The sequence below is a fragment of the Nostoc sp. genome (genome assembly GCF_036917975.1).
In the GTDB taxonomy this organism is placed as follows: domain Bacteria; phylum Cyanobacteriota; class Cyanobacteriia; order Cyanobacteriales; family Nostocaceae; genus Nostoc.
Genome location: NZ_JBALEJ010000047.1, coordinates 96,992 through 109,069 on the forward strand (window position 1 = coordinate 96,992; position 12,078 = coordinate 109,069).

Annotated in this window: 12 protein-coding genes; 3 read left to right on the forward strand and 9 right to left on the reverse strand. The window is 42.4% G+C overall.

What is annotated here, in order from left to right:
* Positions 1-346 precede the first annotated feature (346 nt).
* The 3 genes from V7K76_RS20130 to V7K76_RS20140 all read right to left on the reverse strand — a co-directional run bounded on the left by V7K76_RS20130 (position 347) and on the right by V7K76_RS20140 (position 3,229).
* The gene (locus tag V7K76_RS20130; RefSeq protein WP_334778882.1) at positions 347-748 is read right to left on the reverse strand and encodes a type II toxin-antitoxin system VapC family toxin; all 402 of its coding nucleotides are present in this window, start codon (positions 746-748) and stop codon (positions 347-349) included.
* A gap of 10 nt (positions 749-758) precedes the next feature.
* A complete protein-coding gene (locus V7K76_RS20135) occupies positions 759-1,052 on the reverse strand; it encodes a hypothetical protein (RefSeq protein ID WP_334778883.1) in 294 nt (97 codons plus the stop codon).
* A 281-nt stretch (positions 1,053-1,333) separates the two neighbouring features.
* On the reverse strand, positions 1,334-3,229 hold the full coding sequence (locus V7K76_RS20140; RefSeq protein WP_334778884.1) for a DUF1565 domain-containing protein: 1,896 nt from the start codon (positions 3,227-3,229) through the stop codon (positions 1,334-1,336).
* A gap of 618 nt (positions 3,230-3,847) precedes the next feature.
* Here V7K76_RS20140 and V7K76_RS20145 point away from each other — a divergent pair.
* The 3 genes from V7K76_RS20145 to V7K76_RS20155 all read left to right on the forward strand — a co-directional run bounded on the left by V7K76_RS20145 (position 3,848) and on the right by V7K76_RS20155 (position 6,217).
* Positions 3,848-4,963, forward strand: coding sequence for a thiamine phosphate synthase (locus V7K76_RS20145; protein ID WP_334778885.1), 1,116 nt, complete (start codon positions 3,848-3,850; stop codon positions 4,961-4,963).
* Positions 4,964-5,096: 133 nt separating this feature from the next.
* Positions 5,097-5,309 carry a sulfur carrier protein ThiS gene (thiS, locus tag V7K76_RS20150; RefSeq protein ID WP_289795252.1) on the forward strand — a complete coding sequence of 71 codons (213 nt, stop codon included), beginning with the start codon at positions 5,097-5,099 and terminating at the stop codon, positions 5,307-5,309.
* A gap of 476 nt (positions 5,310-5,785) precedes the next feature.
* Positions 5,786-6,217, forward strand: coding sequence for a hypothetical protein (locus V7K76_RS20155; protein WP_334778887.1), 432 nt, complete (start codon positions 5,786-5,788; stop codon positions 6,215-6,217).
* 354 nt (positions 6,218-6,571) lie between these two features.
* Here the strand turns inward: V7K76_RS20155 and V7K76_RS20160 are convergent, their stop codons facing one another.
* From V7K76_RS20160 to petB, 6 genes are all read right to left on the reverse strand, one after another.
* The gene (locus V7K76_RS20160; protein WP_334778888.1) at positions 6,572-6,943 is read right to left on the reverse strand and encodes a hypothetical protein; all 372 of its coding nucleotides are present in this window, start codon (positions 6,941-6,943) and stop codon (positions 6,572-6,574) included.
* Between the two features lie 26 nt (positions 6,944-6,969).
* Complete coding sequence (locus tag V7K76_RS20165; RefSeq protein ID WP_334778889.1) at positions 6,970-8,172, reverse strand: glycosyltransferase family 4 protein; 1,203 nt, start codon at positions 8,170-8,172, stop codon at positions 6,970-6,972.
* Between the two features lie 10 nt (positions 8,173-8,182).
* Positions 8,183-9,172, reverse strand: coding sequence for a GDP-mannose 4,6-dehydratase (locus tag V7K76_RS20170; protein ID WP_334778890.1), 990 nt, complete (start codon positions 9,170-9,172; stop codon positions 8,183-8,185).
* A 325-nt stretch (positions 9,173-9,497) separates the two neighbouring features.
* Entirely contained in the window at positions 9,498-9,941 is a 444-nt protein-coding gene (locus V7K76_RS20175) for an ATP-binding protein (RefSeq protein ID WP_334778891.1), read from the reverse strand.
* Between the two features lie 507 nt (positions 9,942-10,448).
* Complete coding sequence (gene petD, locus V7K76_RS20180) at positions 10,449-10,931, reverse strand: cytochrome b6-f complex subunit IV (protein WP_334778892.1); 483 nt, start codon at positions 10,929-10,931, stop codon at positions 10,449-10,451.
* 255 nt (positions 10,932-11,186) lie between these two features.
* Positions 11,187-11,834 carry a cytochrome b6 gene (petB, locus tag V7K76_RS20185; protein ID WP_179064867.1) on the reverse strand — a complete coding sequence of 216 codons (648 nt, stop codon included), beginning with the start codon at positions 11,832-11,834 and terminating at the stop codon, positions 11,187-11,189.
* Between the last annotated feature and the right edge of the window lie 244 nt (positions 11,835-12,078).

Genomic DNA, 12,078 nt, shown 5'->3' on the forward strand with positions numbered 1-12,078 from the left:
CTTAAAGAGCGATCGCCCTTAGAGGATGTTTGAAAAGTTTTGGGCGAATATAATGAGACTGTTGGTCAATTCTCTCTCTTGTTTGACCCCTCACCCCTAAAACCTTGGTTTGGCGTTCCTTTCCCGCCCTGAAATAAATTTCGGGCTAAGAGCTACTGTCCGTTGAAACGGACTCAATCAGGGAAATCAAGAGCAATACCCGGATTTCTCACGAGTGAGAAAAAACGACTTGGATTAGCAAAATTTGAAATGATTTAATAAAAAGGATCTGACCTTCATATTTGCCAGACTGACTGCAACGAACGAATAAATACAAGTTGTCAAGAATAAGAATACAAATGCGGTATTAACGTGAAGGGGTAATAAGCCGTAGATTGGGAATTTCTAGGAAGTCTTTGATATTGTGAGTGACTAGCGGTAAGTCATAGCGTAGAGCCGTTGCGGCAATCCAAGCATCTTGTGGGGATATTGGTCGTCCCACGCTTTGTCGATTGGCACGAACCTGTGCCCATTCTCGACAAAGGGATTGATCGACTGGAATGATCAGGTAATTCGACAGGTATTGTTCTAGCTGTGTGAGGCGATGATCGCCCCACTGACGCAAAATTGCCCACTGAAACAGTTCAGCGACGGTCATGAATGACAGTGCCAATTCCTGACCACTCAAAAGTGGCAAGTAAGGGTCGGCATAATCACTACCTTTAAGGATGAAGGAAGCGATATCAGTATCAATGAGGAAAAGACTCATGGCAGTTTAGTTAAATCGCCTCTTGGCGCTGCTGTCGCAGGAAGGTGAGAAAATCCTCGATGGAGTCTTCTTCAGGCCAAAAGTCAGCAGCGAGATATTTGAGGTTATGAACGGTAATAGGGGTCTGGGTGGCGAGTAGGTGCTTGAGCGTGGTGTCTTGCCAAAACTGATTACTGAGATTTTTAAGATCGGTTTGAGAGTATGAGGATGAATTGCTTTGGGTAAGGATTTGCAGCAGTTGTTGACGTTCTGTAGATGAGAGCAGTTGGATGGCAGCGATCGCAGCTTCGAGTTGTGGAGTCATAGTGCGGTCTTATGGTTATCTGGTTCTATGCTATTTGAATTCAGGGGCGATCGAAGCGTGAAAGTATCCTCCGCCTCTTTTGCCCCATGCCCGAATGGCACTAAGAAAACGTGAAACCTTTGTCTGGGGGAGGTGTGGGAGGTGTGGGAGGATGGGGAAGAAGTCTTACCCCCCACACTCCCCACACTCCCCTCTCTCCCCACACCCCCCACACTCAAAAGCCTTATGAATTATGGATTTGCAGAAATCTTAGTGCTATTCCCCCATGCCCAATTCTCTACTCAATTCAACGGCTCCATAATGGCTCTTAAACCTTTGCTAGAAAGTGTTTTGAGCATTTCTTTGGCGTTATATTCACTGCTAAATACTCCTGCCTGCATAACTTTTTGACCTTCCCAAACTGTGGGAAATGCACCAGGAACAAGCGATCGCACTAAATCTTTATCTCTATCAGTTGCTAGTGGCACTACTACGCGATAACGTATACCAAATTGTGTTGCAGAGTTACTACGATATGGAATACTTGCAGAACTTGTTCGCAAATTGCGAGTATTAGCAATGGGGATATTGTTGTTAGGAAGTGGTAAAAGTTCTGAAGCACCGGAAGCAGCAGTTTCTAGTATTGGTGATGGCTGCTGTGTTTGATTCCTCATAGTTGGAACTGGTGGCTGTGCAACTGAATTAGATGGATACTCAGGGGCAGTAAACTCAATCGTATTAGGATCAATCCGCACATAATTTAACTGTGGTGTATTAGGCGGCTGTGCAGCTTGAGTGTTAGTTGGCAGTCTACCTGACAAGCTGCTAGGAGTAGGAAATCCGGCGACTTTTGAGGTGGGTGGTTGTTGATTGGATCTAGGGGTGGAAAGTGATATATTAGCTGGCACCAATGGCAGCAGTTGAGTATTTAATTGTGTAGAAACAGGATTATTTGCTGAAATGTTGTTGCTGCTTTGCCCATTAGTAGTTTCAGAGATTTCGGGAGCCGAAAAGGTGATTTCATTGGTTGCTGGTATTTCTTGTAAGACATTATTGGCAGCAGGTTGAGAATTTTGGGTTGCGAGTGCTGTTGTCCCGTTAATATCTACCTTACCAGTGATGCGATCGCTCACAAGATTATTACCAGCAGCAGAAATCACCTGTTTAGCAGCGCTGGCGTTAATGTCGTAGCGGCCGTTATTTTGAAATGTATTACCCCCAGGTTCCGATGCACTACCCAAATCTGGCATTGCTTGAGCGATCGCAACTAAACCATCTTCTTTATTATCTTGAATAGAATTATTCCGCAAAATTGGGCGGGCATTTGCCTGTACCACAATCCCCGATCTATTATTCTGAATTTGATTGCCAATAACTACAGGAGCGGAATTTTGGGCAATATTAATCCCAAAACCTGTTTGGTGAAAGACATTTTCCTTCACTTGCGGACTAGAGTTACCAGCAATTGTGATGCCATTGGCTCCATTGCGATCGAAGTAATTCTTACTAATAGTAGGTGTAGCATTACCACTGACAGAAATTCCATCTTGAGTACTACCAGTAAATGTATTTTCTGCAACTACCGGATTGCTAGATTCAATCCATAAACCGTAACCACGGGGGTTAGAGTTCGTTACTGTCACCCCAGTGAGCAAGACTTGGTTTGCCCCGACAATTGTGACATTTTGACCGGCAAAGCTGCGACTCAGGTAATCACCGCCTCCCTGAATAATAATGTCCTTACCTTGATTGCTAGGGTTGCCTTGAATTGAAACACCCGATTTCAGAATTAAGGGAAATTCCTCTCCTGTCTCGGCGCTATAAGTACCCGTGGAAAGCATAATTACAGTATTGGCATTAGCTAATCGCAACGCTTGGGTAATCGTTTTTACAGGAGTGGATTCGCTGCCATTGCCTGCCTTGTCATCTCCGATGCTAGGGTTGACAAACAGCACGTTAGTCTGAGAAGGTGTTTTCTCACCCAGAGGTGCTGAATCTGGTGTCGATGGAATTGCGATGCCTCCGGCGAGCTCCGCTAACGCGCAACTCAGGAACGCCAAACTTGCCGCTCCCAGACTGACGGTAAATAATAATACTGAAAAACTAAAGAATAAAAGCCTTGCTGATTTCAGAAACCTCAGGTTTGCAATCAGAACATCTACTCTACGGTACTTATCAAACACATAAGGGAGAATCATATTTAACACGACTCCTTAGAAGTAATCATAAATTCTTATACTCTTACAGAGTATTATGTCGATAATATTACTCACATATTGACCAATTGGCGATATTTCATACAGAGTAATAAATGATATTAGACTTCTCCAGAAATTAATTATGTGTTGCCTAAAATTCTTGCTAGTACAACACGGCGTAAATAAACCAACCATTTAAAATAGCCAGAAAGCTTACAAAATAAGCATTCTTTCTTTTTACTTTTGCCTTTTTACTTTTGCCTTCTTGTACTAGGTACAATTGATGAATTGTGCCTACGTCATTTATCTATTAGATATAGGAGTGAAATTAAATATACTTTATTCAGAACCCTTGTAGAGACGTAGCACTGCTACGTCTCTACATTCATTTTTCACTCATATCTCTATTGTGGATTTTCTGGTGTATACCTCTTCCCAGTCCTTTGTAAGCTTGTGTTTACCGTAAAATACTTGACTAAACTTAGTGCAAAACTGTAGCCTCAAACTACCGTTATCACTGTCTATAGGAACATGGGATAATTTACCATAACCCTCACTACTACGTTGTTTTGCGTAGATTCAGCAAAAATCTAGTAAAAAAAAGCAAATTAATTAACTATGGTTACTAGGGCTTATGATAATTCACACTTTGATGAAAGCACTAATGGGGTTGTTGTAATGGTCGAGCCATACAGCCAAAAAGAGCAAATACAGCAAGTTGTTTACCGCATTTTAGATGCCAATTTAGACCGCGCTCGTGAAGGCTTGCGAATTATTGAGGAATGGTGTCGGTTTGGGTTGAATAATGCCCAGTTGGCTCTTGAATGCAAGCGCTTGCGACAAGAGGTAGCCAAGTGGCATACCTCCGAACTACGGGCAGCGCGAGATACACCAGGCGATTTGGGGACTGAGTTAACCCATCCTCAGGAAGAACAACGAGCTAGTATCAAATCGGTATTGCAAGCTAACTTTTGCCGGATAGAAGAAGCATTACGAGTGTTGGAAGAATACAGCAAGCTTTATCAGCCAAATATGGCTAAAGCTTGTAAACAGATGCGCTATCAAGTTTATACCCTAGAAAGTAGTTTAATGGGTCATCAGCGCCATCAATTGTTATGGCGATCGCATTTGTATCTTGTTACTTCCCCTAGTGAAAATTTGTTGAACAATGTCGAGGCTGCACTCAAAGGTGGATTAACGCTTCTACAGTACCGCGACAAAACCGCCGATGATTCTTTGCGTCTGGAACAGGCGAGAAAATTACGGCAGTTATGCCACATCTACGGCGCTTTGTTCATTGTTAACGATCGCGTTGATCTAGCTTTAGCTGTCGATGCCGATGGAGTGCATCTGGGACAACAAGATATGCCTATTACCATTGCTCGGCAATTACTGGGTTCGCAACGTTTGATAGGTCGCTCTACCACAAACAAAGAAGAAATGCAAGCAGCAATTGCTGAAGGTGTAGATTATATTGGCGTGGGGCCAGTTTATGAAACTCCTACAAAAGTAGGTAAGGCAGCAACAGGGCTAGAATATGTCAGTTATGCCGCCAAAAATTGCTCAATTCCCTGGTTTGCGATTGGAGGAATAGATGCCAATAATATCAATGATGTGATCGATGCTGGAGCCGAACGTGTAGCGGTAGTGCGATCGCTCATGCAGGCCGAACAACCTACCCTAGTGACACAATATTTACTCTCCCAACTCAATCGCATTAAACCAGAACTTTAAAAGAGTCATTAGTCATTAGTCATTTGCCCAAAGTGAGTAACCAATACCCAATCCCCAATCCCCAGTCCCTAATCCCCAGTCCCTAATCCCCAGTCCCTAATCCCCAGTCCCCAATCCCCAGTCCTCACGCATTATGTCTAATGAGATTACGATTCAGATAAATGGGGAAACCCATAGCTGTTCGTTTCAAACTTCTTTACCCGACTTACTCCAACAGTTGGGTTTTAATCCCCGTTTGGTGGCTGTGGAGTATAACGGCGAAATTTTACACCGCCAATTTTGGCCACAAACAAAAGTGCAACCAGGCGATCGCTTAGAAGTGGTAACTATTGTTGGGGGTGGTTAATTTATTTGAGCCACTAAACCCAAATCCTTAAGGCTGCGTCGTGTAATCTCGATGCGGGCGGGTGCATCTTCTGAACATCAACACATCCAATGACTATAAACACAAGAGATTGCATTCGATACTTTGGATAAGGCCGAAGGAATTGCTTTATGTTGAACCAAATATTTTTCATTGCACATTTAATCACATCACAAGCGAGATTGTACAACTTATACCATCAATCAAGTTTTTAAATACATCCCGCATCGAGTCTGTTAATCGTAAACTCATCTTGTTATTTTCCAGACATTAATTGTAGAGACATTGCAATGCAACGTATCTATAAATACATCCATCAAATCTTCACAAATAAATCTTAACTGAATGGTATTACTTTATACGACAGCTTTTGGAACTAAGACATATTGCTATCGTCTATTAGATCAATATAACAATCAATATTGATTGCTCTAAAAAAATCTGGAGCATTAATTAAAATGAAAACCCTTAGACTACTTGCAATTATTCCTACAGCTTTGGCGATGAGTTTGGTTTTCACTGAGGCTAATTTGGCACAAACACCAACAATCCAAATTAATCGGAATCTCCAACCAGATCCACTGGTTTTGAACGGAAAGTCTGGGGGAAGTGTCAAAAGTAATTGTGGCAATATTACCACTGAACCTAATCAAGTTATCCAAGTTACAGAGTCACTACCTTATTTGCGATTAACAGCGCAAAGTCAAGGAAAGGCAACGCTATTGATCGACGGGCCAGGGGGACGCTTTTGTGTGCTACCAGATAGTTACTCTGGAGATAAGTCAGAACTTTCTGGTTACTGGCAGAGAGGAAAATACTTGCTATATGTAGGTGAGCTATCCCAACGAGAGTATAACTACACTCTCTCAATCTCGCAAAAAAAGAAATAGTCATTAGTCATTAGTCATTAGACATCTCCAGGAATTAAATATGCGTTATCCAGAACCCTTGTAGAGACGTAGCACTGCTACGTCTCTACATTCATTTTCGGAGATGTCTATTAGTCATTAGCAAGGGATAGTAAACACAATTTTTGGTGAGGCGATGCCTACGGCGGGCTACGCCTACGCTTAGGAACTATTTAATTCTTGTTCCTTAGTCACTACAAAAGTTAGTTTAATACTCTATTTTGATTTTTTTCAGCATAAATACTAATTGACAAAAATAATCCTATTTTCCAAAGCAAACAATTAGTCACTAGTAACTTGACTAATGACTAATAACTAATGACCAATGACTAATAACTAATCTTCCAGTGATTTGGCTGGAACTTCGACAGCAGTGACATCAATCGTGCCTTCTGGTGTGAAGCGTTGAAAATGACTATCTCGTACTAACAGTGACTCCCCACAGTTAGGACATTGCAACTGACTGTTATTTAAACCTGTAAATTCATATTCACAGACGGGACACTGATCGGCAACCAAGTTGCGTTGCAGCCACCAACGAAAGCCAAAAAAAGCCACAATAGGTGCCAACAATAGCAACCCGAAAAGAATTAGCAATGAATTGACCAACCAACCCAAGCCCACTGATGCTAGCAACCAAACAACTGCCAGCAGGGTGAGCCAAGGGCGGAGATTTAAAAGATTCAATTGAAATGACTTAAAGCTCATTTTTTAAATTTCGTCCTGCTCTCCTTCTAGGATAGCGATTTTAGTCGTTTGTCATTAGTTATTACTGATAATAGAAGTATTTTTTGCAAGTGTTGTTGGAAGGCATCTATGCCAAACAGAGCGATCGCCTGTTCTCTTAGCCAATCTCCATCACATCGCTGGTCATCACCTTGAAGCATTTCTATACAAGCCGCTGCTACAGCATCAGGATTGCGGTGTGGTACTCGCCATCCTAGTTTACCATCCTGTAAAGGATCAGCAGAACCATCGTCGTCACCGGATAATACAGGTACTCCACAAGCCATTGCTTCCAGATAAACAATGCCAAAGCCTTCTTGTGAAGGCATAATATAGGCATCAGCAAGGCGGTAATGTTCCATTAATTCTTCTGTGGCAACGAAACCAGCAAATACAACGCGATCGCTCACACCTAAGTCTTTTGCTAGCTGTGCTAGTCGTGGTTGGTCATCACCGCGACCAATTACTAAATATTTCACTTCTGGGAAAACTTGAGCGATTTGTGGTAATGCCCGAATCGTGACATCTACACCCTTGTAAATATCCCCTGACCATAACCGCGCTACTGTCATTAAGACTTTAGCACCAGTTAAACTATACTTCTGGATTAATTCTGGCTGCTTGGAACCAGGAGTAAATTTGTCCCCATCAATTGCACAAGGCATCATTTGTACTGTTTTTGGGTTTAGACTATTAGCACCACAAGCGCGATCGCGGCTGTAGCGACTAATCGTCCAAATTCCAACTGCTGATGTCAGGGCGCGACGTTCTTGATTTTTCAGTGGTTCCCAGACTTCTTTACCGTAAGTGAGTACGGTATAAGGAATTCCCAACGGCTGGCAAAGAGTTTGTACTAATACTGCTAAGTTGATATGACCGCAAAAAACTTGCTGTGGACGGCTTTGCAATAGACACTTCAGTAAAGCTGCTGCCATTTGCAATCTCCCCAAATAGGGGGACTGGTTTTTAAAGTAATGAAATTTTAAGTTCTCGTCTTCAAAAGGATTTAAGCTATCAGGACTATCTCGCAGCAAAAATACTTCTGCCTTGTAGGTTTGGCTCAATCCCAAATAGGCGCGAAAAATATCTTTTATATATGATTGGATACCACCTTCGTGGGCAAAAATTTCTAAGAACACGAAGACATGGTTAGTTTTTTTGTTAATTTTATTACCTAACTTGAGGTTTTCTGTCACTGTAGTGATCTGCATGTTAGGTTATTTACACTCGCGGTAAGGGCGCGATTGCACCACTTTGTAACCGTTCTAAATCTGTTTTGACCATTTTTTCTAAAAGTTCCTCAAAACTGACTTGGGGTTCCCAGCCGAGGTTTCTTTTAGCTTTACTGGGGTTAGCTACTAGTTGAAAATGCTCATCTTGTCGCAACAAACTAGTATTTAATACTATATGCTGTGTCCAATCCAATCCGACAGACTCAAAGGCTGTGGTAACTAAATCTCTAACACTGTGTAGTTTACCAGTGCCAATCACATATTCTTCTGGTTCATCAACTTGCAACATTAGCCACATTGCTTCTGCGTAATCTCCCGCAAAGCCCCAATCGCGCTTCGCATCCAGATTACCCATTTCTAAGGTGTTAGTTAAACCCAATTTAATTGATGCAGCCGCCAGAGAAACTTTGCGTGTAACAAACTGAGGTGCGCGTAGAGGAGACTCGTGATTATATAAAATTCCACTACAGGCAAATAGTCCATAGCGCTGTCTGTGATGCACCATCGTCCAGTGGGCGTGCATCTTAGCCGCAGCATAGGGATTTTTGGGACGAAAAGGGGTTTCTTCGTCTTGAGGCGAAATAAATACATCGCCAAACATTTCTGAGCTGCTAGCTTGATAAAATCTAGTAGACAAACCAACCTTTCGTACTGCTTCCAAGAGTCTGGTAGCCGTACCAGTAATCAAATCCAAGGTTCCCAATGGATCGTTCCAGGAGTCGGGTACAAAACTGGGAGCCGCCAAATTGTAAATTTCTTGGGGACGTAGTTGTTCAACTGCGGTCAACAGTGCTGCACTATCTCGCAAATCAACTGTAAAAATTTCTACCTGATTTGCCAGTGTTCCCAGTTTTGTCAAATTAGGTTGTCGATGCGGGGGTACTAATCCGACAACTCGATAACCACGATTGAGGAGCAAATGGCTGAGATAGTAGCCATCTTGACCAGTAATTCCTGTAATTAGGGCTGTCTTAGTCATATTTGTCCTCTATTCTCTCTATCTCTTTAAGCACTAAATGGCATTTGTTGGAGAACAAAATTAAGACTCTCAACACTGCTGACAAATCCTAACAAAGGAGCTAGTGTAACTCGAATGCTGTCTTTACTGTGTTCACTAATTATTTTTATACAAATATATCACTTGGAATTTTACAAAAAATATAGCAACTAAGCGATTTTACGTAAAAAACATATTATTCAAATTAAAAAAGGAGTATGATTTTGTCAATCAAATAACCATATATTTGATCGGATACTAGAAGCCCACACTAACGTTTTTTGCAAAATGGTGTAGGGTAAATAGTTTACTTTTGTGCTTCTACAGAGTATTTGACGATGAGCAGGCAATTTCTACCATCTACATCACGTTCATATACAACACGGTCAGCCAACCGCCTCAGGAGAAACCATCCATACCCACCTACTTGTAGAGTACCTGGGGCTGGTTCTGCGATCGCATCAGGATCGAAAGGTTTTCCATAATCCCAAATTCTAATCTCTAATCGGTCAATCCACAGATAAACTTTAATCTCAATAGTTGTTTCCGGGGGTAAAGCATGATGAGCGTGACGAACAGCGTTGGTAAAACCTTCTGCTAATGCCAAATTGAGGCGATCAAGTTGGGTTTTTGACCAGCCAAGTTGAGATAAGTGTTGCAGACAAAATTTCTCAAACCATTCTTGCACCTGGTTTAAGAGCCTGAGTTCGCTCTTAACCATCAGATGCTCTTGCTGCACTATGCTAAACATTAACTGTGACTTGAATGTAAGTAAACCCAAGCTGCTAGTTATGAAATTTTGCAGATAGCGCAAAATTTCTCTGACATAAAAAAATCTAAATTTATATATGATATTTCCCAAAATACAAAACATGAAAGATTTTGGCATTCTGAGGGTTGTAACTAGCAACTTATGTTAAGTAAATTATTGTTGAAAAAGGGATTGGGGATTGGGGATTGGGGATTGGGGATTAGGGATTGGGGATTAGGGATTGGGGACTGGGAAAATTGTTCGGGGATTCAGACCACTACACTACCCAAGTTTAGTTCGCGCAGCGTTCGCACGAGAAGAAAACTCTTCCTAGTCCCCAGTCCCCAGTCCCCAGTCCCCATTCCCCATTCCTAAGAGACTTGCTGCGCCGAAGCCTCTTAATCCTGGCGCTACCCGTTAAAATTGACGCCTGTTGATTGTTTTCAAAAGCACATCTGCATATGCTATTGAAACTTACAGGCGTCAAAGCACTTTGAGGTGACTAATTTAGAATAGTCCCAAAGTCAAAGATTTATCCAATGGCAAAGCAGCGCCAATACCCAGCCATAGAGTGACAAAGGTACCAACGAGGAATACTGTGGTTGCAACTGGACGACGGAAGGGATTTTGGAACTTATTCACGTTCTCAATAAAGGGAACGAGGATTAGCCCTACAGGTACGGAACCCATTGCTAACACTCCTAAAAGCTTGTTAGGAAGCGATCGCAAAATCTGGAAGACTGGATACAAGTACCACTCTGGCAAAATTTCCAATGGTGTAGCGAAAGGATTTGCTGGTTCGCCGGTCATTGCAGGGTCTAGCACAGCTAGAGCCACAATTGCAGCAAAGGAACCCATGATCACAATTGGAAAGACGTAAAGTAGGTCATTAGGCCAAGCGGGTTCACCATAGTAGTTGTGACCCATGCCTTTAGCGAGTTTGGCTCTTAACTGAGGATCGCTCAGGTCAGGTTTTTTTTGTGTTGCCATTTTGAAATTTGCTCTCCTGCTTAAGTTAAATTAAAGCATTTGTGAAAGCTATCAGCTACTAGGCAACCAGCAGGCGGCAAACAGCGTTTGTCTATCTACAGTCAGCCACCTGGAGGTTTTCTACAGCTTTCGGCTCCAGATACAAGTATTTGTTTTTTAGAACTTATGTGCCATTAATTTCTTGTGTTTCATAAGTTTAAAACAAACAACTTCATCTGAAAACTGACAAATGTTGCCTTTCGCGAATAGCTGAGATTACAAAGGCCCGGAAATGCCTTGCTTGCGGATCATCAAGAAGTGAAACAGCATGAAGACTGCAATCAACCAAGGCAGTACAAAGGTGTGTGCGCTGTAGTAACGGGTTAGTGTTGCTTGACCAACACTAGAACCGCCGCGCAGCAAGTCGGAGATCAGAACGCCAACCACGGGAATTGCTTCTGGTACACCGCTAACGATTTTCACAGCCCAATAGCCAACTTGATCCCAAGGTAGGGAATAGCCAGTGACTCCAAAGGAAACGGTAATCACAGCGAGGATCACACCACTTACCCAGGTCAATTCGCGGGGCTTTTTGAAACCACCTGTGAGATAAACCCGGAAGACGTGCAAAATCATCATCAACACCATCATGCTGGCAGACCAGCGATGAATGGAGCGAATTAGCCAACCGAAGTTTACTTCAGTCATGATGTACTGTACTGAGGAGAAAGCTTCGGTGACTGTTGGTCTGTAGTAGAATGTCATGGCAAATCCAGTGGCAAACTGGATGAGAAAACAAACCAGGGTAATTCCACCCAGACAGTAAAAGATATTGACGTGGGGAGGGACATACTTGCTAGTGACATCTTCGGCGAGTGCCTGAATCTCCAGGCGTTCCTCAAACCAGTCGTAAACGTTGGCCATACAATCTCAAGTTCCTAAAAGTCGGTTGCGGTTGATAAATCCCGAAGTTCTGAATCGGCTGAAGCCTTTGTTCAGACTTCTCTCCCAATTAGCAATTTTGGGATTTTCGTAAAGGGGAGTTTTTTGTTTGCTTTTGGGCTTTTGGCGTGCTAAGAGACTTCAGAAACTTTACACTCTGTAAAGATGGAATATATTGCGATCTCTTTACGCCCCTACACACAAAATGGTGGACACAAAGTAGATT